Source organism: Pseudomonas sp. P4_C3, assembly GCF_056402075.1.
In genome coordinates this window covers 1-25,341 of sequence record NZ_JBFUIC010000061.1, presented here as the reverse complement: position 1 = coordinate 25,341, position 25,341 = coordinate 1, and the positions used below count along the sequence as shown (strand labels likewise).

Genomic DNA, 25,341 nt, shown 5'->3' with positions numbered 1-25,341 from the left:
GCCTGAACCCGGTCATCGCGCCGATCTTGCGGTGCTCAAGGCCCTGGCGCTGCTCGAACAGGCGGCTTTGGGCGACGGCCGGATCCTGCTGATTGGTTCGTCCCTGACCGAACCAGAGCGGCTGGGCATCCGTCGCGCGCTGAACGGCAAATCGACTCAGTTCCTGATGCTCGGCATCGGCACCGCCGAAGGCTCGCCGATCACCCAGGAGGACGGCAGCTTCCTCAAGGATGAACAAGGCGCCATTCTCGTGCCGCGCCTCGACGAGCCCGGCCTGAAAGGTTTTGCCAACGACCTGGATGGGCGCTATCGCCAGGCGCGCCTGGACGATAGCGACCTGCACGCCCTTGGCCTGCTCGACGGTCCACGCAATTTGCGCAACGACGGTCAGACCTTGCGCCTCGATACCTGGGCCGACCAGGGTTACTGGCTGCTGCTGCCACTGTTGCTGCTCGCGGCCTGCGCAGGACGTCGTGGTTGGTTGCTGTGTCTGCCGCTGCTATTCGCGCTACCGCAATCCAGCTATGCCTTCGACTTCGCTGACCTGTGGCTGCGTCCTGATCAACAAGGCGTGCAATTGATCAAGCACAAGCGTCCGGCCGAGGCCGCCCGGCGCTTCGAAGACCATCAGTGGCAAGGCGTGGCGCTCTATGAAGCCGGAGACTACGCCGGCGCCGCCGAGCGGTTCTCTGAAGGCAACGATGCCCATGCCCACTACAATCGGGGCAACGCCCTGGCCAAAAGTGGTGAGCTGGAGGCCGCCCTGGACGCTTATGAACAGGCACTGGAACGTCAACCTGATTTGCGTCCGGCACTGACCAACAAGGCGCTGGTGGAACGTCTGCTCAAGGAGAAAAACACTCCACCCGCTCCTGAGCCAGACGCAGCCAGCAACGCCCGGCCCGAAGCCGAATCGCAGGAACCACCGCCCGGTGCTGCTGCCCAACCCTCGAGCAGCGACGATGGGCAACCGCCCAGCCCGGGTGAGCAACAACCGCCCACCACACCGCCGAAACCGGGGACCAACGAAGTACCAGGCAGCGAACTGGGTGACGAACAACACACCACACCACCCTTGCGCCCGGCCACCGACGGCATCGAAGGTGAACAGCGCCAGGCACTGGAGCAGTGGCTGCGGCAGATTCCGGATGACCCTGGTGAACTGCTCAGGCGCAAATTCTGGTACGAACAGCAACAACATCAGGATCAGGAAGAAACTCGATGACCCGCTTCACCGTTTTATTGCTCGCGCTGTTGCATGGCCTGTTGTTCTGCACCGCCCAGGCGCAGGCAGCAGAGCTGGTCGCCAGTGTGGACCGCAGTCGCCTCAGCTCAGGCGAGACGGTCGAGCTGACCCTGGAATCCACCGATGTCACCCAGTTCGGCAAACCCGACCTGGCACCGCTGGAGCCGTTGTTCGAAGTGCGCGGCACACGCCAGGTCAACCAGTTGAACACCTTAAGCGGCGAAAACCAGGCCGCCACGCGCTGGATCGTCACCCTCCTGCCCCGGCAAAACGGCAGCGTGGTGATACCGGCACTGCAACTGGGCGAACTGCAGAGCCAGCCGATCGCCCTGCAAGTAGTCGAGAGCGAGACACCGGACAACCCGAACAAACGGGCCCCGGTGTTCATCGATGCCAGCCTCGATCAAACCAGTGTTTACGTACAGGCCCAGGCGGTCCTGACCCTGCGTATCTACCATTCGGTGTCGCTGTACGACGACAGCAGCCTGCCACCCTTGCAGATACCTGACGCACGTATCGAACAATTGGGCGACTCACGCACCTACGAAAAAGACATCGATGGTCAGCGCCACGGCGTGATCGAAATGCGCTATGCGATCTACCCGCAACACAGCGGCGAACTGATCATTCCGGCGCAGGTCTTCAACGCCGCGCTGGTCGATGCGCAACCGACACAGGACGCCACCCAAGGGCCGAAATCCGGCAAGCTGATGCCCGTCACCTCGACCGAATTGCTGTTGACGGTCAAGGCCAAACCCATCACCTATCCGGCCGACGCACCCTGGCTGCCCGCACGCAGCCTGAGCCTGAGCGAGAGCTGGAACCCGGAGCCGGATCACACCCAGGTCGGCGATTCACTGACCCGCAGTCTGACGGTGGAGGCCGAAGGCTTGTCCAGCACCCAACTGCCACCGCTGCCCGGCACCGATGTCGGCGGCTTGCGCCGCTATCCGGATCAACCGGTGCTCGGCAACCAGAACAGCGAACGCGGCCTGGTCGGCAGCCGTGAAGACCGCGAGGCCCTGGTGCCGACAAGGACCGGCGCCATCGAGCTGCCCACTGTCGATGTGGTCTGGTGGRACACCTTCGAAGACCATCTGGAACACAGCAGCCTGCCCGCGCGCACCTTGCACGTGGCGGCCAATCCGAGCCTGGTGGTCGACACCCCGGCCAGCGCCTCACCGGTCGATGCCAGCGCCGACAGCGAAACGCTCTGGCGCTGGAAGCTCAGCACCTTGATTCTGGCCTGCACCACCCTGCTCGGCTTCGGCCTCTGGTGGCGTGGCCGCTGGCAACCGGCGGTGGCGCGCGCCGCTCAAACCGGCCCGAGCCCGCGCACCGTACTCGACGACCTCAAGCGCGCCTGCCAGGCCAACGACTCCCACGCCACCCGCCAGGCCCTCGACGCCTGGGCCCGGCAACAACCGGAAACCCTGGCCGACATGGCCGCCCGCTTCGTGCCGCTGTCCAACGCCCTCGACGGCCTGAACGGCGCGCTGTACAGCGAAACCGGCCAGTACTGGCAAGGTGACGAGTTGTGGCGGGTGATCAAGGCGATCCCGATTGCCGAACGGGTGCAGGATCCGGTGGGTGATAGTGGGTTGCCGCCGCTTTATCCGAAGTAAAATCAAAAGATCGCAGCCTGCGGCAGCTCCTACAGGTTATCCGCCGTGTAGGAGCTGCCGCAGGCTGCGATCTTTAACGCCTTTCAGCCATTCACAATGAACCCGTCAACAGGTCAGGCGTGTACTTTCCAAAGCACATTGTCGCCCTCTCCAGGCGCCCACTCCTCTACGTGTGCCGTATGTGCCTGAATGCAGGACCAGTTCTGTCCGACGTGGCCCACCACGTGATTTTTCGCATACACAGTACCCAGCTTCCACGCCGGATACTCGCCCCCGCCACCCAGAGTTCTGACGCTCAGGACGTTACTGGACAACGAAAGCTTGTTGTTCAGGTCGCGAGCTTTCACCGCGTAACGGTATTGGGTGTCGGGTGAGAGGTCAGAGTCGTCAAACGAGGTCTGAGCGGCGCTCACGGATTTGATGTGAATGCCGTCCCGTTCGATCAGGTAATCCATTATTGGCGCACTGCTGGCGGAGGCACCCCACATCAGGCTGATGCTTTGCGCAGTCTGGCTCATGCTGTGCAGGTTCGTCGGTGCGGTAGGTCCCTCTCCACCTTCTGGCAAGGTGTGCACTTGAATTGGCCGGCTCGACGCCGAGACATTGCCGTTATCATCGACTGCGCTGATGGCATAGTTGTACTGGGTTTCAGGCGCCACGCCGTTATCTGCAAAAGCAAGATTCGGAGTGTCCACATGAACCAAAAAGCTTCCGTTACGCAAAATGCGGTAGGAAGCGATCGGAAACGGGCCGGTTGCTGCATTCCATTGCAACAGTACCTGCTTGTCAGTGACCTTGACTGCGGCCAGTCCGGTCGGTGTATCGGGAAGTTCACCCCCGCCATCCGGTGGCAGAAAGTTCAGATCAATCACTTGGTAAAAAGCCATCGAAGTGTTGGCAACTTCCCAAACCGCCAGACAGACCTGGTACCCATCCCGTTTCGGCAGTGGGACGGCATGCGTGGTGGGTGAAGTGGGCAACATTTKCTCGCCATGGGCCCAATGCGGTTGCAGGTTGATTTGYGCTGTGTAAAACGGTACATCTTCAAACTGGCTGCGCGACAAGACCTCGTCAGGATCCCAATCTGCCTTCGTCATGAAATAGTTCCAGCGCCGAGTAGCGTGCTTCGCGCTGAAATGCCAGGAAATATCCAGCGTTTCGCCACCTCTCACATCATGTTTTTGCCAGTGACTTCCTGGTTCATCCAATAATGCGCCGGTCAGTTGATCCGCACTGGCAATTTTTCCATCCGGAGGTGGTGGGACGTTGGCTACATCATCTTTTGCAAAAGCATCTACCACTCCGCCGGAGGTGAGCGGAAAAAATTTTCCGGACTCGCGTTGATTCAAGGCCCCTTCGTCCAGTCGCCCCGCGAGCCATTCGAAATGAGCCCGTGAAGAGGGGGAAAAAACGTGGCCATGTTTCGGATTGTTACTTCTACTGATAGCGTTCGGGCGATCCTGTGACATAGTGTTTCTCCATTAAGGTAGCTTCGATAATCTTCGAATCACATGTAACGCCCTAACCACTTCAGGCACCGCACGACCTACCTCGCCTCCCTTCTGTTGAAAGGCACATCCTGTCGATTGCACCGTAAGGCTCCATGCTCGAATCCATTAAAAACCCCGCTCGCTGGTACGCCTACTGACAGATCTGACAGTAGGGACAGGCGGTCGCAAGTTTTCCTACCGACTGAACACGATTTCAAAGGACCCAACGCGAACGCATGCGACAAAGCGCAGCCCGTCATCATCAAGCTCCGGACACCGACCTCTCGCTATCGAGATAGAACTCAGTGTCCAGATGAATGGTTTGTAAAAAAGTACTGTCGTGAGAGACCACGATCAATGCCCCTTGATACTGATTGAGCATTTGCTCCAGCGCGATTCGACTGGGCAAGTCCAAATGGTTGTCTGGTTCGTCCAGCAACAGCAATTGCGGTGGCCGCCGTGCATACAACAGCGCAGCGAGCGCTATTTTCAGACGTTCGCCGCCACTCAACTGGCAGGTCTTGAGCATCGCACGGTCAGCATCAATCCCCATCTGCGCCAAGCGGGTTCGTGCCTCGGCTTCGGGTAACTCAGGATTGCTCTCGTAGAGCCATTGCACCGCCGTGCGTTCGGGATACTGCAATCCGGCGTGTTGATCCAGCCAGCCGACATGGCAACTGCGGATGAGTTCGCCTTCACGCACCCGCAGTTGGCCGGCGATCACTCGCAACAGGGTCGACTTGCCGCTGCCATTGGCGCCCAGGATTGCCATGCGCATAGGCCCCGTCAACGTCAGATTGATCGGTGCCGCGTAACCGAACGGGAGGATGAGGTCGTTGAGCTGCACAATCAGCTTGCCATTGGGCACTACGCTTTCCGGAGACAACATCATGCGTTGAATGTCCGGTGCACACCGCGCACGGGCCTCGGCGATCCGTTGTTGCTGCTGTTCCCGGGCCACCTGTTGATTGAGGCGCAATCTTCCCTGACTGTTTTCGCTGCGCTCTTTCTGGGCATTGGTGATGAGTTTGGTCTGGCTACCCTCTCGAGCCTGACGGTCACCGCGGGCATTACGCCGTTGCTGACGCTCCATCTGCACGACCATCTCACGTTGCTCACGCTTGGCTTGCGCCCGCTCCCCTTGCAATGCAGACTGGAACGACTGCTGCTCCTGCTCGCGTGCCGCCGCATACTGACTGTAGTTGCCGCCATAAACCGCCAGCCCCTTGGGTGAAAGCTCGACAATTTCGTTGACGTGTTCCAGAAGGCTACGGTCGTGGCTGATCAACACCAGGCCATTGGGCCAGCGCTCGATCTGCTGCGCGAGCTTGTGCTGCTGATCAATATCCAGGTGGTTGCTGGGCTCATCCAGAATGAGCCAGTCGGCCCTCGATAGCCACGCCCCCAGCAGCGCCACCCGTTGCCGCTCGCCACCACTGAGTGCGTCGGTGCGCGTGTCGGCATTCAAGTGACCGAGGCCGATCTGCTGCAGTTGCGCCTCAAGGCGTGTGGCGCAATCCCAATGATCGACTGCCAGCGCATGGTCGTCATCGTCGACGCTGCCTTGGGCAATGCGCGCAAGCGCCGCCAGAATATGGTCGACACCGGCCAGTGCGGCGACGCTGGGATAGCGCTCGGGTTCCAGTAATTGCGCGACGGCGTAAACTCGCCCTTCGCGGCGGACGATGCCGCTGGTGGGCAGTTGCTCCCCTGTCAGGAGCCGGCCAAGCAAGGACTTGCCACAGCCATTGGCGCCCACGATGCCCGTGGCCCTGGTACTGAAGGTGTGGTTCAAGTGATCGAACTGAACGCGCCCGCCGGGCAGGTTGAAAGACACTTGATCAAGTTGAAGTAACCGTTGAGTCATGACACTTCCTTGAATAATCGGCCCGATGGGCAGCGCACCACTCCCTGATGATGCGCAACAGCACCCGGCGGATGGGCGATGACCGTAAACACGGCGCCTGCCCACATTTGAAAATGACTTTCGAACAGCATGCCGGCCCTGATCGTCGCAGAGAGGTCTTGTGTCACTCTCAACAGCAGACGTCCCGAAGGCCAATGTATCTTGACCAGGCGCCCCCCTCTACCAACAACAGGTTCGAAAGATCGCAGCCTGCGGCAGTTCCTACATTGGGTATGCGCATATCCTGTAGGAGATGTCGCAGGCTGTTTTTTTTGCCTTCTGCATTCCCGACCTTTTGCCAGTAAACTCTCTGCCCTTTCGCCGCCATCATTTTTCCCGCGGCCATTACCCATTTTGTAGCGGAGTCCGCCTTGCGCTTGTTTCACACCTCCGACTGGCACCTCGGGCAGAACCTGCACGGCCAGGATCGCGATTTCGAACATGGCTGTTTTCTCGACTGGCTGTTGCGCCAGTTGAAACTGGATCAACCGGATGTGCTGTTGATCGCTGGCGATATCTTCGACACGGTCAATCCGCCGGTCAAAGCCCAGGAACGCCTCTACGACTTCATCGTCAGCGCCCACGAACAGCAGCCATCGCTGACCATCGTGATGATCGCCGGCAACCACGATTCCGGCTCGCGGATCGAACTGCCCGCGCCCTTGATGCGCCGCTTGCGCACTCATGCGCTCGGTCGCGTGTTGTGGCTCGACGACGGGCAACTGGATGCCGAACGCCTGTTGCTGCCCTTGCCGGATGCCAGTGGTGATGTCGCCGGCTGGTGCCTGGCGCTGCCGTTTCTACGCCCGGCGGAAGTCACCGGCGCGCACTTGGGCGACAACTATTTGCGCGGGATCGGTCAGGTGCACGAGTGGCTGATCGAAGCGGCCAACGCCAAGCGCCAACCGGGCCAGGCACTGATCGCCATCAGCCACGCGCACATGGCCGGCGGCTCGGTGTCGGAAGACTCCGAGCGCAGCCTGATCATCGGCAACGCCGAAGCCCTGCCTGCCAGCCTGTTCGGGCCGAGCATCAGTTACGTTGCCCTCGGTCATTTGCACAAGCCGCAGAAGGTCAACGGCGAGGAGCGCATCCGCTACAGCGGCTCGCCGATTCCGCTGTCGTTCTCCGAGATCGGCTATCAGCACCAGATTCTCGACATCAAGCTCGACGGCGAAACCCTGGTCAGCGTCGAACCGAAACTGATCCCCCGCGCGGTCAACCTGCAACGTATCGGCCCGGCGCCATTGAGCGAGATCCTGCTGCAACTGGCGGACCTGCCGAACATCGACCTGTTGGCCGACATCCAGCGCCAGCCATGGCTGGAGGTGCGGGCGCGCCTCGACGAGCCGCAGCCCGACCTGCGCAATCAAGTGGAAACCGCCCTGCAAGGCAAGGCCGTGCGCCTGGTGCGCATCGCCGCCGAGTACGCCGGCAACGGCGGCCGTGACGGTGCCGACGAAGGCAGCACGCTGATCGAACTGGACCAGCTCACGCCTCAGGAACTGTTCAGCCGCGCCTGGCAGGACAACTACGGCAGCGAGGTCGACGAGCAGACCCTCAAGGACTTTGCCGAGCTGTTGCAGGACGTGCAGATGGAGAGCGAACAGCCATGAAAATCCTCGCGATCCGCCTGAAAAACCTCGCCTCCCTGGCCGGGCCGTTTGAAATCGACTTCACCGCCGAACCCTTGGCCAGTGCCGGACTGTTCGCCATCACCGGCCCCACCGGCGCTGGCAAAAGCACCTTGCTCGATGCCTTGTGCCTGGCGCTGTTTGGCGCCGTACCGCGCCTGAACAACACCGGCCGTGACGCCAAGGTGCCGGACGCCGACGGCGAGATCGGTACCGGTGACCCGCGAACCCTGCTGCGTCGCGGCACGGGTGAAGGCTATGCGGAAGTGGATTTCGTCGGTGTCGACGGCCGCCGTTACCGCGCCCGCTGGGAAGCCAATCGCGCTCGGGACAAGGCAGGCGGCAAGCTACAGGCCAGCCGCCAGAGCTTGCGTGACATCGATCAGGATCAATTGCTCGCCAGCCAGAAAGGCGAATACAAGACTCAGCTCGAAGCCGCGCTGGGCCTGAATTTCGAACAGTTCACCCGCGCGGTGATGTTGGCGCAAAGCGAGTTCAGCGCCTTCCTCAAGGCCGACGACAACGACCGCAGCGAATTGCTGGAAAAACTCACCGACACCGCGCTCTACACCCGCCTCGGCCGTCGGGCCTTCGACAAGACCAAGGAAGCCCGCGAGGCCCACAAACTGCTGCAGGATCAGGCCAGCGGCGTGACGCCGCTGGCGCCCGAAGCCCGCGCGGAACTGGATCAGCGTTTCAACGAAGCTCAGCAGCAACTCAAGGCCCGACAGGCTCAACTCAAGCAGCTTGAACTGCAGGACACCTGGCTCAAGGACCTGCGTCGCTTGCAGGACGAGCATCTGGCCGCCAGCGAACAACTGCTATCGGCCCAGACTCACTGGGAAGCCCTGACCAGCGAGCGCTTGAGGCTCACCCGCCTCGAACAGTTGGGCCCGCAACGGCACCAGTTCGCCCGTAAAGCCGAGGTCGACGGACTGCTGACGCCGTTGGCGGCGCACATTGCCTTGCATGCGCAGCAACATGGCGAACTCGGCGAGCGTCAGACGCAGCTCGAGCAACAGCTTAGCGACGCCCGGATCGCGTTGAACGAAGCGCAACAACGGCAAACCGCCAGCGCGCCGTTACTGCGCCAGGCCTTCGAAGCGCAAAGCACCCTCGCCCGCCTCGCCAAGGACACCGCCCTCAGTGCCGAGGCAAAGCAAAATGCCGAGCAGGCCTGCGGCCAGGGCCAGAGCACGATTCAGACCTTACTCGATCAGCAAACCCGTGGCGCCGGGGACTTGCAGCGCATTGCCACCGAGCTGGAGCAAAGCACTCATCTGGCACCGTTGAGCGATGCCTGGAATGCCTACCGCGATCGCCTGCAACAGTTGATGTTGATCGGTAACCGGTTGAATCAGGGCCAGGCCGAACTGGCCAGCCTCGAGCAAAACGCCACGAGCGCCGAACAAACGCTCAGCGCACAGAAGCAGCAACTGGAGGTGCTGTTCAAGGAGGCCGGCGCCGAACCGGATGCCGTCGCCGAGCAGATCGGCATTCTCGGCAGTCTGTTGCAGGACAACCGCAAACAACTGCGCGCCGTCGAAGACCTTGCACGCTTGTGGGCCAGCCAGCAGGACCTGGACCAGCGCGGCGCCGAGCTGCAGCAACGCCAGCTCACCGCGCAGCAGGAACGTGAACGCCTGACCCAGGACGGGGTCAAGGCCAAGGCTGATCTGAGCGTTGCCGAACAGACCCTCAACGTCACTCGCGAACTGCTGGAGCGTCAGCGTCTGGCGCGCAGTGCCAGTGTCGAAGAGCTGCGCGCGCAATTGCAGGATGACCAGCCATGTCCGGTGTGCGGCAGCAACGAGCATCCGTATCATCAGCCGGAAGCCCTGCTGCAGAGCCTCGGCCGTTTTGATGAAAGCGAACAGGCCAACGCCCAGAAGGCCGTTGACCTGCTCAAGGAAAAACTCACCGACCTGCGTGCCGAAGTCGGCGGGTTGATCGCCCAGCAAAAGGAACTGCTGCAACAGCAGGAGCATCTGGCGACCCAACAGCAAGCCCTCGCCCCAAGTCTGGAAGCGCATCCGCTGGCTGCCCAACTGCTGAATCAGGACGCCGTCAAACGCGACGCCTGGCTCACCCAGCAAAACAGCCAGCTCAACCAGAGCATCAGCCAGGACGAGCAACGGCAGAGCGCGCTACTCACCCTGCAACAGGATGCCGCACGCCTGACCCAGCAACTGCGCCATGCCGAAACCGCGCACCAGCAAGCGACCCAGCACCTGGGCAACCAGCAACGCGAGCTGGGCAACGACCGTCAGCGCCTGGACGAAGAGCTCAGCGCATTCGCCAATCTGCTACCAGCTGAAACCCTGCAAGCGCTGCGCGTCGAACCGGCCGCGACCTTCATGCAGCTCGACCGGCAGATCGCCGAGCGCCTGGCGCAACTGGAACAACAAAAGGAAGAACTGGCCGAGCAGCAACAGCGCCAGCAAAACCTGGAGAAGGAACAGGATCGCCAGCAAAGCCGCGTGCAGCAATTGCAGGCCGCCGAACAGCAGTTCACCGGGCTGGCCRAGCAGCAACAGGCGAGCCAGCAGACACTCGGGCAATTACTCGGCGAACACAGCAGCGCCGAGCATTGGCAGCAGCAACTGGAACAGGCCGTGGAACAGGCGCGCAGCGCCGAAACCAGTACCGCGCAGGTGCTGCAAAGTGTCCTCACGCAGTCAGTGCAAATCACCGCCGAACTCAAGGCCCAGCAGGAGCGCTTGCACGCTCTGGAAGGCGAAGAACGCGAGCTCGCCGGCAAGATTGGCGACTGGCGTGCCCGTCATCCCGAGCTGGATGACGGTGGCCTCGAAGACCTGCTGCGCGTCGACGACACCCAGGTCAGCGAACTGCGCCAGCGCTTGCAGCACAGCGAAAAAGCCATCGAACAGGCCCGCGTCCTGGTGCAGGAGCGCGACAAGCGCCTGCTCGATCATCAGGCGCAACACAACGGCAACCTCGACGCCGAGCAACTGACCGCCGCACTGGTCGACCTGCAAAACCTGTCCGCCACCAACGAGCAACACTGCGCCGAACTGCGCGCCGAGCAGGCCGAGGACCAGCGCCGGCAGAACGCCAATCAGGCCCTGGCGCAGCAGATTGCCGACGCTTACAGCGAGTATCAACGCTGGGCACGCTTGAATGCGTTGATCGGCTCCGCCACCGGCGACACCTTCCGCAAGATAGCCCAGGCCTACAACCTCGACCTGCTGGTGCATCACGCCAACGTGCAATTGCGCCAACTGGTGCGCCGCTATCGCCTCAAGCGCGGCGGCAGCATGCTCGGCTTGCTGGTGATGGACACTGAAATGGGCGACGAACTGCGTTCGGTGCATTCGCTGTCCGGTGGCGAGACCTTCCTGGTGTCGCTGGCACTGGCCCTTGGTCTGGCGTCGATGGCGTCGAGCACGCTGAAAATCGAATCGCTGTTCATCGACGAAGGTTTTGGCAGCCTCGATCCGGAATCCCTGCAACTGGCCATGGACGCCCTCGACGGCTTGCAGGCCCAGGGCCGCAAGGTCGCGGTGATTTCCCACGTACAGGAAATGCATGAACGGATTCCGGTGCAGATCCAGGTCCGTCGCCAGGGCAATGGCCTGAGCACCCTGGAGGTGAAATGAACACACTGTATTCCTTCCGCCGCTGCCCGTACGCCATGCGTGCACGCATGGCCCTGCGCTACTCGGGAGTGGCCGTGGACATTGTCGAAGTCAGCCTGAAGGCCAAGCCCGCCGAAATGCTCGCGCTGTCGGGCAAAGGCACGGTGCCGGTACTGAGCGCCGATGGCCAGGTGATCGACGAAAGCCTCGACATCATGCGCTGGGCCCTGGCACAGGATGATCCGCAGGACTGGCTGCTCAAGGATGATCCTGTGGCAGCGGCGCAAATCGCCCCGCTGATCGAACAGAACGATCTGGTGTTCAAGGTGCACTTGAATCGCTACAAGTACGCCGAGCGTTATCCCGAGCAGCCGATGGAGGTTTATCGCGCCGAAGGTGAGGTATTTCTGCAAAGGCTGGATGAGTTGCTGGAGGGACGCGACTACTTGCTGGCCAGCCATCCAAGCCTGGCCGATGTGGCCTTGATGCCCTTCGTGCGCCAGTTCGCCCATGTCGACCGCGACTGGTTCGCGCAGACACCGTATCGGCGTTTGCAGGATTGGTTGCAGCGGTTTCTGGAGTCGGACTTGTTTACCGGTGTGATGCGCAAGTAAGCCCCCTCGCCACAAAAGCCCTCATCGACAGCAGGCTTCAGGCCAACACCTCACACATCCCGATCGCCGAGCAATCGACCTGGAACGGCCCGAAAACCACGCCTTCATTCCTGATCGGTGGATTGCCGGCCAACATCCCCTGGGCACTGGCGCTTTCGATGCTGCGGGCAATGTTGTGGTTGGCTTCGATGGCCCGTGCCACCGAGCCTGCCGAGCCCTGTCCGATCCCCAGCAGGGAGGATCCGTTGGTCATGAACGCCAGGAAGGCAATGACCCAAAGTCTGTGCCCTTTCATGCGCCGGCGCCCCCTGCGAGTTCAGCCTGAGCTGAAAGGCTGACAACCAGCACCATGGCCAGGTAAAGACCGATCGCCACATAGGCGCCATGTTTGGCAGAAGTGAGAATTGTGCTGGCCATGATGTTCTCCGCAGGCATGTTTCAATGCCCACAGAATCGATCAAAAAAGCCTGGATAACCACTCAGGGTTATCCATAGTAACCATCAACTTCATTGATCATTAAGCCAGACTATTTCAGTCTTCAATAAAACTGATCAAGCGCTCGCGCGCAGCATCCGGCTCACCCGGAACAGGCTCGGCTGCCGACAAAATGGGGGTGGAATAGAGAAACAGAAGAACCAATGCCAGACGCGTCACCATGCTGCCGATCCTTGCCGTGAGGAGGAGTCAAAAAATCAGCGTCAATTTAAACGTATGGCGATGTGATATCAAGCACGACATTAATGGCAAAATGATACTGTCGCAAATACGTTATGCAGGAGCGACATCACTCTGATCGTTTCCGACACTCGGGTTTTCAACACAAGTGTCTTCGATCATCAGTGACTTCGCTCCTGCATAAAGGCAGGGGTAAACGCTCAGGCTTGGGTTTTGTGATCCAGCGCGGCGTAGAAGTTGGCGCTCTGTTGCAGGTACTTCTGGGTGTAGCTCTGGGTGTGGGCTTTTTTGTCGCTGATTTCAACGTTGGCACTGGCTGGCAGCGCAACGGTGGCAGAAATGGCGGAAGCGGCGATAACAGAGAAGATGTTGAAGTTCATGGCGGTATTCCTCGGATTCAGTTGGCTTGCTTGCCCGGTGGGGCCGTGAAGCAAACTTAACCCTCGAGGGTCCGTGCCTTGAAATGCTTTGTAGCAGTACCAGATATCAGCGCCATTGATAAAAGCAGGCAGGCCCCATCAACCGGGGCCTGCGGCTTATTGACGCAGCAGAAACCTGAGATCGCTCGGGGCGTCCATCGGCAGTTTTTGCACGGTCTTGCCCAGCAGACCAGTCTTGGCATCGCGTTCGACGACGACAATCTGGTTGCTCTTCTGGTTGGCGATCAACAGGAATCTGCCGCTCGGATCGAGGCTGAATTCCCGCGGATGATCGCCCTCCACCGCCCGACGTTGCAGCTCACTGAGGTGGCCGGTCGCCGGATCGATGGCAAACACCAACAGTTGATTGGCCGTGCCACGGTTGCTGACGTAGAGGAACTTGCCGTCAGCCGAGGCATGCAACGCCGCCGCAGCCTTGTCCGAGACCGGTTGCCCGGCAGCCAGATCGACCATCTGCGTCTGCTTGAGTTGGCCGTCGTGGTAATCGAACACCGCCACCTGGGCGCTCATTTCCATGGTCAGCCAGGCGTGTTTGCCATCGGCGCTGAACAGCAGATGACGCGGTCCGCTACCGGGCGGCAGTTGCACGAATGCCGGGGTCGCCGGAGTCAATGGTAGTTCGGGGTTGGCCTTGGGGTCGAAGCGATAGGCAAACACCTTGTCGGCGCCCAGGTCGTTTGCGAACACGTATTGGCCATCCGGCGACGGGATCGTCGAATGCACGTGGGCCGAGGCCTGGCGCTCGGGATTGACCCGGCTCGCCGGGTGGCTGCTCATCTGCACCACCGGTTTGAGCTTGCCATCGACCGCCACCGGCAATACCGCGAGGGTGCCGCCCGGGTCCTCGGCCACCGAGTAATTGCTGACAAACAGATGGCTGCCATCGGTGCTGAGGCTGGAATGGGTGGGCTCGTTGCCCAGGCTTTGTACCTGGCTGATCAGGCTCAGCGCATGGGTCTTGGGATCGATCGCGAAACTGCTGACGCGCCCTACCGGATCGGTCTGGCCCGGGCCGTTTTCGTTGACCACGAACAGGTGTCGCTGATCCTTCGACAGGGTCAGCCACGAAGGGTTTTCGCTTTTGATCACTTGCAAAGGGCTGGTATTGATCTGCCCGGTGCTGCTGTCGAAAGCCAGGCGGTAGATGCCCTGGCTTTGACCGGCGGTGTAGGAGCCCACCAGCAGTTGATAGTCATCGGCGGATGCAGCCTGAACCCCCATCGCTACGATACTGCCGGCCATCAATAGTGGCCAGAGGTTACGCATCGTCTTGGTCGTCATCATCGTTGTCGCCACCGACGACATCGCCCAGGCACACCAAACGGTGTTCACCCGAGTCACCGGTGATCAACCAGCTTTGCAGCGAGGTATCGAAGGTCGCGGCCTGGATCTGCGCCGGGGTGAACTCCCAGTGTTTGGCCGCACGGCCATCCATGCATTCAATGTGCAGGTTATCGAACTCGTCGAGGGCGAATTCGAAGGCATGCAGCCCGTCGATTTCCACCATTCCGCAGTGTTCGAGGGCATTGAGCAAGGTGTCGGTTGGGGAAGTCATGGCAATCAATCTTTGAATGGGAAAGACGCAATGATAGCTCATGCACCACCTCCCCTGTAGGAGCGAGCTTGCTCGCGATGGCGGCAGTCCAGTCGATTTAAATGTTGACTGATGTTCCGCTATCGCGAGCAAGCTCGCTCCTACAGGGATTGTGCTTGTCTGTTACAACGCCTCACGCGATGGCTGCCCATCCACCAGTCGCTGGATACGTAGCGGATTGCCGTTCTTCAGCGCATCCGGCAGCAAACTGTCCGGGTAGTTCTGAAAGCACACCGGGCGCAGGAAACGATCGATGGCCAGTGTGCCCACCGATGTACCGCGCGCATCGGACGTTGCCGGGTAAGGCCCGCCGTGGACCATCGAATCGCAGACTTCCACGCCCGTCGGATAGCCATTGAGCAGGATGCGTCCGACCTTCTGCTCAAGCAACGCCGTCAGTCCGGCAAACTGTTCGAAGTCTTCCGGCTCGCCAATGACGGTGGCGGTCAACTGGCCGTGCAGGCCATTCAAGGCGGCCAACAGTTGCGCATGATCCGCCACTTCAACCACCACCGTGGTCGGACCGAACACTTCCTCTTGCAACACTTCATCGCCATCGAGCAGCAGGCTGACATCGGCCCTGAACAATTGCGGCTGCGCCTGATTGCCCTGCTGCGGGTTCCCGGCCAGATGCTCGATCCCCGGATGCACGAGCAGTTTTTGCAAGCCCTGGCCGTAGCTGCTCAAGGTTCCGGCATTGAGCATGGTTTGCGCCGGCTGGTCACCCATCAACCCGGCCACTTGCTGCACAAAGGCGCTGAACGACGCTGAGCGAATGCCGATCACCAGACCGGGATTGGTGCAGAACTGGCCGCAGCCCTGAACCACCGACGCCGTGAGGTCGCGCGCGACGGTGTCGGCCCGCGCCTGCAACGCCTGGGGCAACACGATCACCGGGTTGATGCTCGACATCTCGGCGAACACCGGAATCGGTTGCGCACGGGCCGCGGCCATGTCGCACAAGGCCCGACCGCCCTTGAGCGAACCGGTGAAGCCCACAGCCTGAATCGCCGGATGCTTGACCAGCGCCTCGCCGACGCCCCCGCCATAGATCATGTTGAACACGCCGGCCGGCATGCCGGTTTTCTCGGCGGCGCGGATGATTGCGTCAGCCACCCGCTCAGCCGTGGCCATGTGACCGCTGTGGGCCTTGAACACCACCGGGCACCCGGCGGCCAGCGCCGATGCGGTATCGCCGCCTGCGGTAGAGAACGCCAGCGGAAAGTTGCTGGCACCGAACACCGCCACCGGCCCGAGGCCGATACGGTATTGACGCAGATCCGGGCGCGGCAACGGTTGACGCTCCGGCAATGCCCGGTCGATCCGTGCGCCGTAGAAATCACCACGCCGCAGCACTTTGGCAAACAGGCGCATCTGGCCGCTGGTGCGTCCACGCTCGCCTTGAATCCGGCCAGCGGGCAACGCCGTTTCGCGGCAGACCACCGCGACAAAATCATCACCGAGGGCATCCAGTTCATCGGCAATGGCCTCGAGAAACTGCGCCCGCCGCTCCGCGCTCAGCATGCGATAGGCCGGGTACGCAGCCGCCGCCGCGGTGGCCGCCGCATCGACTTCCTGCGCTGTCGCCTGAGAAAAATCCTGGGGCAAGGCCTCGCCCGTTGTCGCATCGAAACTCCGCAACTTGACGCTGCCAGCGGCGCTGCGTTGGCCGCCGATGTAGTTGTGACCAAGAATCCGGGTCATGGGTAAGTCCTCAAAGTGTGCCGACGGTGCCGGGTTCGAAAGCCGCTGCGACCGGTGCGATGCCATTGATCAATGGCGCGCCGAATTCGGCCTGGGTGATCTCGAACACGTCGCCCGGTTGCGTGCGAATGCCGTCGGCAAAGGACAGGGTCGCGGTGCCGAAGAAGTGAATGTGAACATCCCCCGGGCGCAGAAACTGGCTGTACTTGAAATGATGGAATTCGAGGTTGGCGAGGCTATGGCACATGTTCGCCTCGCCACTGAGAAACTCGTTCTGCCACAGCACTTCGCCGTCGCGCAGGATGCGGCTGGTACCGGCCAGATGCTGCGGCAGTTCGCCGACCCGCAGTTCCGGGCCATAGCTGCAGCTGCGCAGTTTCGAGTGGGCCAGATACAGGTAGTTCTTGCGCTCCATGACGTGATCGGAGAACTCGTTACCCACGGCAAAACCCAGGCGATACGGCTTGCCGTCGCGACCGATGACGTACAGGCCAGCGATCTCCGGCTCTTCACCGGCATCCTCGGCAAACGGCGGCAGGGGAAACGGCTGGCCCGGCCTGACGACGATGCTGCCATCGCCTTTGTAGAACCATTCCGGCTGCACACCGGCTTGATCTTCTGCCGGTTTGCCGCCCTCCACGCCCCATTTGAAGATGCGCATGGTGTCGGTCATCGCCGATTCGTCGCCACTTTGCTGGTGCATCTTGTCCCGGGCCGATGCACTGCCCAGATGGGTCAGGCCCGTGCCACTGACCAGCATGTGCGCCGGGTCCGGATGGTCCAGGGGCGGCAGGATGCGCCGTTGCGTCAGCAGTTCGGCATAGCCGTGGCTGATGCCCAGCCCCAGACTTTGCACCTGTTGCTCAAGATTGGCGCCTGCCTCGATCGCCGCCAATGCCAGATCGCGCACGGTGCGCATGTCCTGCACTTCACGGACCAGGCCTGCCTCGACCACGCCGACACGGCGTTCGCCGTTACTCAATTCGAACTGAACCAAACGCATGAATTTTCTCCTGTTCCTTCAAAAACACCGCAGATCCCTGTAGGAGTGAGCCTGCTCGCGATAGCGTCGGCACATCCAATGTTGTCGGCGACTGATACATCGCTATCGCGAGCAGGCTCACTCCTACATTGGATTAGCGTGCACTTGCTGCAAATTGATCGGCTGGCAGGACGTGTTTGCGTTCCAGCAGGCGATAGACAACGCCAGTCAGAATCRGGCCAAACACCATCACCCCGGAGAGGAAATACAAGCCGGACGCAAGATTGCCGGTGTACTCCTTCAACGCGCCGATCACGAATGGACCGAGGTAACCACCGAGGTTACCCACCGAGTTGATCAAGGCGATCCCCGCCGCCGCACTGGCGCCGGCGAAGAAGCGACCCGGCAAGGTCCAGAACACCGCCGTGCAGGAGAACAATGCGAATGCCACCAGGCACAACGCCGCCAGTTGCAGCACCGGCACCGACAGCCAGGCGCTGAGGAACAGGCCAATCGCACCCAGTACGTAAAGCACGGCGAGGTGGCCGTAGCGGTCGTTCAAGCGGTCGGAACTGCGTGGAATGATCAGCAGGCCAACGATCCCGAAGATGTACGGCACTGCGGAAACGAAACCGGTCACCAGGTCGCTGCCACCGAATTGCTTGATCAAGGTCGGTAGCCACAAACCCAGACCATAGATGCTCAGGGTCACCGGCAGGTAGAACAGCGCCAGCAGCAGGACGCGCTTGTCCTTGAGGGCGTGCAGCGGGTTGCCATGGCGGGTCTGGCCGTACGCGTCCAGGTCCTTTTTCAGTTCGGTGCTCAGCCAGTCCTTTTCTGCCTGGTCCATCCACTTCACTTGTTGCGGGCCGTCCGGCAGGTAACGCAGCACCGGCCAGGTCAGCAGGATCGCCGGGCAACCGATGACGATGAACAGCCACTGCCAGCCATGCAGCCCCAACACGCCGTCCATGCCCAGCAAGCCACCGGACACCGGGCCGGTGACCATCATCGCAATGGGTTGCGACAGGATGAACAACCCGAGGATCTTGCCGCGATGGCGCACCGGGAACCATTGGGTGATGTAGTACAGAACGCCCGGGAAGAACCCGGCTTCGGCGGCGCCGAGCAAAAAGCGCATCACATAGAAGCTGTTCGGCCCCTGGACGAAGGCCATGCCGATGGTGATGGCGCCCCACGTGACCATGATCCGCGCGAACCAGCGCCGTGCGCCGAAGCGGTCGAGCATCAGGTTGCTGGGGATCTCCAGCAGGAAGTAGCCGATGAAGAACAGCCCGGCACCAAGACCGTAGGCGGCATCGCCGAGGCCGATGTCCGCGCCCATGTGCAGTTTGGCGAAGCCCACCGCGGAGCGGTCCACATAGGCGATCAGGTACAGCAGGATCAGGAAGGGAATCAGTTTCAGCGTGATGCGACGGATAAGCCGCAGTTCCTGGCTCATGAGATCGGTCTCCGATTGTTGTTGTTATGGAACCTCGGGGGACGCCTCTCGCGAAATAGTCGCCAGGGCCATCCCTCCGTTTGAGTCGACTATATAGTATTACTATTTACTCAACAACACTTCCAAACAGCGCAATTTGAGCCTATGTTACGCCTCAGCTAGAACAATATAGTCATACAATAAGAGAATCGATCATGTCTGATAAGAAACCCACCCTGCGCTCCGCCCAATGGTTTGGCACCGCCGACAAGAACGGCTTCATGTACCGCAGCTGGATGAAGAATCAGGGCATCGCCGACCACCAGTTCCATGGCAAGCCGATCATCGGCATCTGCAACACCTGGTCGGAACTGACCCCGTGCAACGCGCACTTCCGCCAGATTGCCGAGCACGTCAAACGTGGGGTGATCGAGGCCGGCGGCTTTCCAGTGGAGTTCCCGGTGTTCTCCAACGGCGAATCGAACCTGCGCCCGACCGCCATGCTCACCCGCAACCTGGCGAGCATGGATGTCGAAGAAGCCATTCGCGGCAACCCGATCGATGGCGTGGTGCTGCTGACCGGTTGCGACAAAACCACCCCGGCCTTGCTGATGGGCGCCGCCAGTTGCGACGTGCCGGCCATCGTCGTCACCGGCGGGCCGATGCTCAACGGCAAGCACAAAGGCAAGGACATCGGCTCCGGCACCGTGGTCTGGCAGCTCAGCGAACAGGTCAAGGCCGGCACCATCAGCATCGACGATTTCCTCGCGGCCGAGGGCGGCATGTCCCGCTCGGCCGGCACCTGCAACACCATGGGCACCGCCTCGACCATGGCCTGCATGGCCGAAGCGCTCGGCACTTCCCTGCCCCACAACGCGGCGATTCCGGCCGTGGATGCGCGCCGTTATGTGTTGGCGCACATGTCCGGCATGCGTGCCGTGGAGATGGTGCGCGAAGACTTGAAGCTGTCGAAGATCCTGACCAAAGAGGCCTTCGAGAACGCCATTCGCGTCAACGCCGCCATCGGCGGCTCAACCAACGCAGTGATTCATCTGAAGGCCATTGCCGGGCGCATTGGCGTGGAATTGGACCTGGATGACTGGACCCGTATCGGTCGCGGCATGCCGACCATCGTCGACCTGCAACCGTCCGGGCGCTTCCTGATGGAGGAGTTCTATTACGCCGGTGGCTTGCCGGCGGTGCTGCGTCGCCTCGGTGAAGCCAACCTGATCCCGAACCCGAATGCCTTGACCGTCAACGGCAAGTCCATCGGCGAGAACACCAGGGACGCGCCGATCTATGGCGAGGACGAAGTGATCCGCACCCTCGACAACCCGATCCGCGCCGATGGCGGCATCTGTGTGTTGCGTGGCAACCTGGCRCCACTCGGCGCGGTACTCAAGCCGTCCGCCGCCACGCCCGAACTGATGCAGCATCGCGGTCGCGCGGTGGTGTTCGAGAACTTCGACATGTACAAGGCACGGATCAACGATCCGGAACTGGACGTGGATGCCAACTCGATCCTGGTGATGAAAAACTGYGGGCCGAAGGGTTATCCAGGCATGGCCGAAGTGGGCAACATGGGCCTGCCGGCCAAGCTGCTGGCCCAGGGTGTGACCGATATGGTGCGCATTTCCGATGCGCGCATGAGCGGCACGGCATACGGCACCGTTGTGCTGCATGTCGCCCCGGAAGCCGCTGCCGGCGGACCGCTGGCCGCAGTGAAAGAAGGCGACTGGATCGAACTCGATTGCACCAGCGGCCGTTTGCACCTGGATATTCCGGACGCCGAACTGGCCGCGCGCATGGCCGATCTGCAACCGCCACAGAACCTGATCGTCGGTGGGTATCGTCAGCTGTACATCGACCATGTGCTGCAAGCGGACCAGGGTTGTGACTTCGACTTCCTGGTCGGTTGCCGCGGGGCTGAAGTGCCGCGTCATTCTCACTGATCACCACCGGCCCCTGTAGGAGCGAGCTTGCTCGCGATTGACTTGAAGGCGACGCTTGCTTCCAGACAGCACGCGTTATCGTTCACGTCCATCGTCGGAACGCCGCCCGGAGCGAGCTCGCTCCTACAGTTCTTTGCGCCGCGCCTGCTATCATGCGCGACACCTATTCGCACAGGACCGCRCCGCTCCCCATGGATTACCGCAAACCCTCCGACCGCAAAAGCATGCACTCGCGCATCGTCCAGGAACTGGGCATGCAGATCGTCTCGGGACGGTTCAAACCGGACGACAAACTGCCCGCCGAAGCCCTGTTGTGCGAGGAGTACGCGGTCAGCCGGCCGGTGCTGCGCGAAGCCACGCGCGTGTTGGTCGCCAAGGGTCTTGTGTATTCCCGTCCGCGGGTCGGCACGGTGGTCAAGCAGCGTAAGGAATGGCACATGCTCGACCCGGATGTGCTGCACTGGCTGATGCAAAGTAGTCCGCAAAATGAATTCTTTGATTTGTTGACCAGTGTGCGCAGCATCATCGAACCGGCCGCCGCCGCGTTGGCCGCACAGTTCGCCACTGATGATGACATTGCCTCCATCGGTGAAGCCTACCAACGCATGGAAGCAGCGCCGACCCCGGAAGCCTTGCTGCAACCGGACCTGGATTTTCACAGCCGGATCGCCGACGCAACCCACAACGACTTGCTGGCGAACCTGTGCAACATGTTATCGGTGGCGATTGCAGAAGCACTGAAGCATTCCAATCAACGGCCGAATCTGCATGAATTGGCGCTGCCAAGGCACAAGGCGATCCTGACTGCTATCGAGAATCGAGATGCCCTCGGGGCCCGGCATGCGACGTTGGTGCAGCTCGATGATGCGCGCAGTGCATTGAATGTGGTGTTGGGTACTGATCACTCTTGACCACCGCAGAACAACTGCGAGGTTTGTCCTGAATCTCTCTGGCACATCGACTCAATCGATGTGCGGTATCTGATTACCGCACCTTTAAATAGCCCTCGTTCTACGTTGTGCAATCCAAACCATGCAAAGGATTGCACTAATGCCAATGCCCGCTTCATCACCTGCCATGTCGGACATCATTGCGCGCGCCATCAGCGCTCGATTCAGCACCCGACCGACGTTACGCTCGCAAGCCGCTCGCCTGCTCAAGGACGGCTTGCTGGAAAAATATTCGCAACTGGATTTCGACCCATACCGAACCAAAATCGCGCAGCCAATCACCAATGGCGCCTGGCGGCTCACGCTGCTACTGGATCTGGTGCTGGAATATCTGGCGAGCGGCATCCCTCCCGACTTGAACGACCAGTACGGTCGCAACTGTTTTTTGACCAACAGAGCGCCCGCACAACTTGGCATCAGCAAAACCACGTCGCGCTTGCCCGACATGCAGGTTATTGCTGGCGTCATCCGCGAGTTGCCAGACATTCTCTACATCGGTTTGCAGGAATCGTTAACGGCGTTCTGGAATGAAGATGACGAGACTGGAGGCAGCCGCTGGCAATGGCTGGGCGATCTCCTGGCCGGCATTGTGAAGACGTCCGCCGTGCGCCATTCGGCGAATAATACGTTGCAGGCCGACATCCTGACGGAACTGGCCAACAAACCAGACCGCCAGGTGCGCCTGCAAAGGCCCTGGTCGAAAGGCGCCATTGAGGCCTGTACGCTTCAAACCACGCTGACCAAAGGCAAAGTGTGCGTCTCCCTGCAGACTCCCGATCTCTTGGTGATTTGCGGTGAAACCCATCTATTGTGCAGCGTAACCGGCGACATCGAGTCCTTTCCTTCCCTGCAGGCTTTCGGTCTGGCATGGGGCGCTCGGTTTCAGCGGGACTTCAAGGTCGATACCATTACATGGAAGCGTTTTGAGCCGGACGGCAACATCTTCGATACCCAAGCCGCCCTGCTATTGAATCAGCAACTGGAAGACCTGGCAGCACTCAAACTGCCGGCCCGCCAAAGCCTGGAGGATCTGGAAAAACGCTTTGATTCGATCACCAACATGACCAGGCTGTTCATCGGCAGCCAAACCAACGCCCTGCACATTCAACCGATACAGGCAACGATCCCCGACTGGTTGCAAGCGGCAAACGCCACGGATCGTATGGCTTATCGCAAACACGTCCTGGCGCTGGCCAGCGTCAAACAGCAGACCCAAGGGCGCTCGTTTCGGGATGGCATTGATGACGTACATACGTTCGCCAAAAAAACGCTACACCGGCAGATGCTCGAAGACAAACCCCTGGCTCCCGGTTACAACGCCGATGAGCTGGAACTGACTTTCCATGTTCCCGTCGGTGATCCCGGCAGCGGTTACATCGAAACGGTCAACATGTCCCTGACAGAATTGGCAATCAAAAATCTGGCTGGCAAGYCCGAAGGCCGCACGACTATCCGTCACCTTGGGAATCAACTGGTCGAGGATTGGACCACCGAGGCCTACCTGCTGGATTTGGTGAGCCGGGTCAATGTCGGCAAGCATTACCCCGAACTGATCGACACTTTGCTGCTCGCCGATAGCGATGAGGCACGAGAGCGCCAGCGATTGTTCGAACTGGAACTGGGAGTTCAATTACCACTGCTGGCCCTCGAATACGCGATCAAAGGTGAATATGGCTTTACCCGTTTGGGCTACCGATATGTCGATGCTTTGATGAATCGCACGGCTGCCGGGCGAATGGTCGAAGAGCAAGCAATCGTCATCAGGCCACTGGCGTTTCAACGTACGGCAGACAGTGATTGCGATGTGGTCAGCAACATGTTCATCATCGAGCCGAAAGACTTGAGTGCCGAGGGCCCTCATATCCTTTATCGGCCGCTGTACACGCCCTCTTTGCATCAATATCCCACCCGTAGCGACTTGTTCAAAGCGATCGCCCGAACCGGTCCGCTGCAAGACAGTGTATTGACCTGGCTAGCAGATCGCGCACGCCCCATCTATGCCCACAACGGTTTCAACGAGCCGCACATCGTCCATTTACATATCGGCGACGACTTCACGCCTTTCATAAAGCCCGAACCAGCGATTCTGGTGGGTAATGCGGCGGCCGGAGACTGGCTCAAGGCAGTAGAGGAAGACCGCTTGCTGGCCAGTCTGTTCATCAGTAACGCACGGGCACTGGTCGATCTGGCTGACCGGCAATCTGTATCCAATACCGAGAGCCGCTGGGCGATCATCCTCGAAGGTGGATGGCTGCTCTTCAATGCCTTGATCCTGCCTTTAAGCGGTCCGGCGATGCTGGTGGGCTGGATGCTGCAAATCACCCACAGCCTGATCAACGATCTTCCGGCACTGGACAGCGACGACGCCAAAGCCCGGAACCTGGCCTGGATCGATGTGTTGTTGAATATCGGTTTGCTGTTATTACATGTCGCACGAGAGCACGGCGCAGCGCTGTTGCCTGACGGAACCAGCAAGCAAACCCCGATCACCCTCGAACCCTTGCGCCATCCCCTGACTTCATTCTCGTTGATCGACGAGACCGTAATTACTCAGGAACCAGCGGCGTTGCCTTCCGAGCCACCGGGCAGTGGCCATGCCCTGTTGGATTTCAATGTGTCGACCGCTCGAGATTCCGCCACGGCGCAGCTGTTCAACACATTGCTGGATGTTCGGGTTCCATGGCCGACATCGCTGCCAGACCCTGTTGCAACAGGCACCTTCAAAGGGTTGTATCGAGTCGACAATCAATGGCACGCCAGCATCGCCGGTCTGCTGTTTCGGGTCAGTATCGTGCCGGGTTCAGGCGAGGTCTATCTGATCCATCCCAAGCTTGCTGATCACCCGGGAATCAAACTGAAAACCAATGGAAAGGGTCAATGGACCCTCGATCAGGGATTGAAACTGGTCGGTGGCGGGCGCCATTCAAGAATCGAAGCCCAGCGCAAAGCAACGCAAGAACGCATCAGTCTGCTGGAGCACAATTACCAAGCGTTTCTGCAACAGCAGKAACGGGTGCAAAGGGGCGTCGATTTCGCTGAAAAGCTGATGAATCAGAAAAGAGACCTTCCCGGCAGCTCTGAACAGGATCGAGCAACATTCAGGCATCTTTACAACAAGGAGCTGGACAAGCAGACCGAAACCTACGTCACGCAGATTGCCGAACTCAAGGAAATGGCCGTATTAACGAAATCTGATCCCAATTACCCAAAGCTTTGCGCCTTGTTGGAAAACAGCATCAACAATGCCCGCAAACGAATCGTCTTGGCTGACATGGAGCGTGAAGCCACCCATCGCAACTATCCCGATTTCAGCAGTGGCATTGACCAGCTCTACGCTGCTTTTGCTACTGAGGGCATTGCCATCATGGATCGATACTTCGATTTCATGCACAAAACCTCCGAAATCAACGAAACCATGATCAGGTGTTATGAAGAGGTGGATAGTCGTCTTCTGGAGTTGAAACAAATCCCACGCCTGGGTGCCGAGT

19 protein-coding genes are annotated in these 25,341 nt (G+C 60.4%); 8 read left to right on the top strand and 11 right to left on the bottom strand.

Going from position 1 to position 25,341, the window contains the following annotated elements:
• Together AC1DVH_RS13070 and AC1DVH_RS13065 are read left to right on the top strand one after the other, a co-directional pair.
• The coding region (locus AC1DVH_RS13070; protein WP_477754142.1) for a tetratricopeptide repeat protein at positions 1–1,225 on the top strand (1,225 nt) is incomplete at its 5' end.
• On the top strand, positions 1,222–2,871 hold the full coding sequence (locus AC1DVH_RS13065; protein ID WP_477754141.1) for a BatD family protein: 1,650 nt from the start codon (positions 1,222–1,224) through the stop codon (positions 2,869–2,871). The genes AC1DVH_RS13070 and AC1DVH_RS13065, both read left to right, overlap by 4 nt.
• A gap of 113 nt (positions 2,872–2,984) precedes the next feature.
• Here the strand turns inward: AC1DVH_RS13065 and AC1DVH_RS13060 are convergent, their stop codons facing one another.
• Positions 2,985–4,340, bottom strand: a complete 1,356-nt coding sequence (locus tag AC1DVH_RS13060) for a lytic polysaccharide monooxygenase (RefSeq protein WP_477754140.1) — start codon at positions 4,338–4,340, stop codon at positions 2,985–2,987.
• A 283-nt stretch (positions 4,341–4,623) separates the two neighbouring features.
• The gene (locus AC1DVH_RS13055; protein WP_477754139.1) at positions 4,624–6,228 is read right to left on the bottom strand and encodes an ABC-F family ATP-binding cassette domain-containing protein; all 1,605 of its coding nucleotides are present in this window, start codon (positions 6,226–6,228) and stop codon (positions 4,624–4,626) included.
• Between the two features lie 410 nt (positions 6,229–6,638).
• Here AC1DVH_RS13055 and AC1DVH_RS13050 point away from each other — a divergent pair, with 410 nt between their 5' ends.
• From AC1DVH_RS13050 to AC1DVH_RS13040, 3 genes are read left to right on the top strand one after another with little or no spacing between them, the layout of a single operon-like run.
• A complete protein-coding gene (locus AC1DVH_RS13050) occupies positions 6,639–7,883 on the top strand; it encodes an exonuclease SbcCD subunit D C-terminal domain-containing protein (protein WP_477754138.1) in 1,245 nt (414 codons plus the stop codon).
• The gene (locus tag AC1DVH_RS13045; protein WP_477754137.1) at positions 7,880–11,521 is read left to right on the top strand and encodes an AAA family ATPase; all 3,642 of its coding nucleotides are present in this window, start codon (positions 7,880–7,882) and stop codon (positions 11,519–11,521) included. Before AC1DVH_RS13050 ends, AC1DVH_RS13045 begins: the two co-directional genes overlap by 4 nt.
• Positions 11,518–12,114, top strand: coding sequence for a glutathione S-transferase (locus AC1DVH_RS13040; protein WP_477754136.1), 597 nt, complete (start codon positions 11,518–11,520; stop codon positions 12,112–12,114). The genes AC1DVH_RS13045 and AC1DVH_RS13040 overlap by 4 nt, the downstream gene beginning before the upstream one ends.
• A 37-nt stretch (positions 12,115–12,151) precedes the next feature.
• On the opposite strand, the gene AC1DVH_RS13035 is transcribed toward AC1DVH_RS13040, so the two are convergent.
• The 9 genes from AC1DVH_RS13035 to AC1DVH_RS12995 all read right to left on the bottom strand — a co-directional run bounded on the left by AC1DVH_RS13035 (position 12,152) and on the right by AC1DVH_RS12995 (position 18,972).
• Positions 12,152–12,409: a hypothetical protein gene (locus AC1DVH_RS13035; protein ID WP_477754135.1), complete on the bottom strand. Its 258-nt coding sequence runs from the start codon at positions 12,407–12,409 to the stop codon at positions 12,152–12,154.
• Positions 12,406–12,531, bottom strand: a complete 126-nt coding sequence (locus tag AC1DVH_RS13030; RefSeq protein WP_477754144.1) for a hypothetical protein — start codon at positions 12,529–12,531, stop codon at positions 12,406–12,408. Before AC1DVH_RS13030 ends, AC1DVH_RS13035 begins: the two co-directional genes overlap by 4 nt.
• A 115-nt stretch (positions 12,532–12,646) precedes the next feature.
• Positions 12,647–12,772, bottom strand: a complete 126-nt coding sequence (locus tag AC1DVH_RS13025; RefSeq protein ID WP_263287176.1) for a hypothetical protein — start codon at positions 12,770–12,772, stop codon at positions 12,647–12,649.
• 218 nt (positions 12,773–12,990) lie between these two features.
• Positions 12,991–13,170: a hypothetical protein gene (locus AC1DVH_RS13020; protein ID WP_007979950.1), complete on the bottom strand. Its 180-nt coding sequence runs from the start codon at positions 13,168–13,170 to the stop codon at positions 12,991–12,993.
• Positions 13,171–13,326: 156 nt separating this feature from the next.
• On the bottom strand, positions 13,327–14,496 hold the full coding sequence (locus tag AC1DVH_RS13015; RefSeq protein ID WP_477754143.1) for a lactonase family protein: 1,170 nt from the start codon (positions 14,494–14,496) through the stop codon (positions 13,327–13,329).
• Positions 14,489–14,827: a DUF5629 family protein gene (locus AC1DVH_RS13010; RefSeq protein WP_477754134.1), complete on the bottom strand. Its 339-nt coding sequence runs from the start codon at positions 14,825–14,827 to the stop codon at positions 14,489–14,491. The genes AC1DVH_RS13015 and AC1DVH_RS13010 overlap by 8 nt, the downstream gene beginning before the upstream one ends.
• A gap of 120 nt (positions 14,828–14,947) precedes the next feature.
• A complete protein-coding gene (locus AC1DVH_RS13005) occupies positions 14,948–16,528 on the bottom strand; it encodes an aldehyde dehydrogenase (NADP(+)) (protein ID WP_477754133.1) in 1,581 nt (526 codons plus the stop codon).
• A 10-nt stretch (positions 16,529–16,538) separates the two neighbouring features.
• Positions 16,539–17,531, bottom strand: coding sequence for an AraD1 family protein (araD1, locus tag AC1DVH_RS13000; protein WP_477754132.1), 993 nt, complete (start codon positions 17,529–17,531; stop codon positions 16,539–16,541).
• Between the two features lie 133 nt (positions 17,532–17,664).
• Positions 17,665–18,972, bottom strand: a complete 1,308-nt coding sequence (locus tag AC1DVH_RS12995) for an MFS transporter (protein ID WP_477754131.1) — start codon at positions 18,970–18,972, stop codon at positions 17,665–17,667.
• A gap of 194 nt (positions 18,973–19,166) precedes the next feature.
• Between AC1DVH_RS12995 and AC1DVH_RS12990 the strand changes: the two genes are divergently transcribed.
• From AC1DVH_RS12990 to AC1DVH_RS12980, 3 genes are all read left to right on the top strand, one after another.
• Positions 19,167–20,903: an IlvD/Edd family dehydratase gene (locus AC1DVH_RS12990; protein WP_477754130.1), complete on the top strand. Its 1,737-nt coding sequence runs from the start codon at positions 19,167–19,169 to the stop codon at positions 20,901–20,903.
• Positions 20,904–21,094: 191 nt separating this feature from the next.
• Positions 21,095–21,814: a FadR/GntR family transcriptional regulator gene (locus AC1DVH_RS12985; protein WP_477754129.1), complete on the top strand. Its 720-nt coding sequence runs from the start codon at positions 21,095–21,097 to the stop codon at positions 21,812–21,814.
• Between the two features lie 139 nt (positions 21,815–21,953).
• On the top strand, positions 21,954–25,341 hold a 3,388-nt coding region (locus AC1DVH_RS12980; protein WP_477754128.1), incomplete at its 3' end, for a dermonecrotic toxin domain-containing protein.

Excerpts from the sequence above, each read along its gene's own strand:
- AC1DVH_RS13040 (WP_477754136.1), top strand. The coding sequence starts at position 11,518 with ATGAACACACTGTATTCCTTCCGCCGCTGCCCGTACGCCATGCGTGCA.
- AC1DVH_RS13035 (WP_477754135.1), bottom strand. The coding sequence starts at position 12,409 with ATGAAAGGGCACAGACTTTGGGTCATTGCCTTCCTGGCGTTCATGACC.
- AC1DVH_RS12985 (WP_477754129.1), top strand. The coding sequence starts at position 21,095 with ATGGATTACCGCAAACCCTCCGACCGCAAAAGCATGCACTCGCGCATC.
- AC1DVH_RS13030 (WP_477754144.1), bottom strand. The coding sequence starts at position 12,531 with ATGGCCAGCACAATTCTCACTTCTGCCAAACATGGCGCCTATGTGGCG.
- AC1DVH_RS13015 (WP_477754143.1), bottom strand. The coding sequence starts at position 14,496 with ATGCGTAACCTCTGGCCACTATTGATGGCCGGCAGTATCGTAGCGATG.
- araD1 (WP_477754132.1), bottom strand. The coding sequence starts at position 17,531 with ATGCGTTTGGTTCAGTTCGAATTGAGTAACGGCGAACGCCGTGTCGGC.
- AC1DVH_RS13010 (WP_477754134.1), bottom strand. The coding sequence starts at position 14,827 with ATGAGCTATCATTGCGTCTTTCCCATTCAAAGATTGATTGCCATGACT.
- AC1DVH_RS13055 (WP_477754139.1), bottom strand. The coding sequence starts at position 6,228 with ATGACTCAACGGTTACTTCAACTTGATCAAGTGTCTTTCAACCTGCCC.
- AC1DVH_RS13020 (WP_007979950.1), bottom strand. The coding sequence starts at position 13,170 with ATGAACTTCAACATCTTCTCTGTTATCGCCGCTTCCGCCATTTCTGCC.
- AC1DVH_RS13025 (WP_263287176.1), bottom strand. The coding sequence starts at position 12,772 with ATGGTGACGCGTCTGGCATTGGTTCTTCTGTTTCTCTATTCCACCCCC.
- AC1DVH_RS13005 (WP_477754133.1), bottom strand. The coding sequence starts at position 16,528 with ATGACCCGGATTCTTGGTCACAACTACATCGGCGGCCAACGCAGCGCC.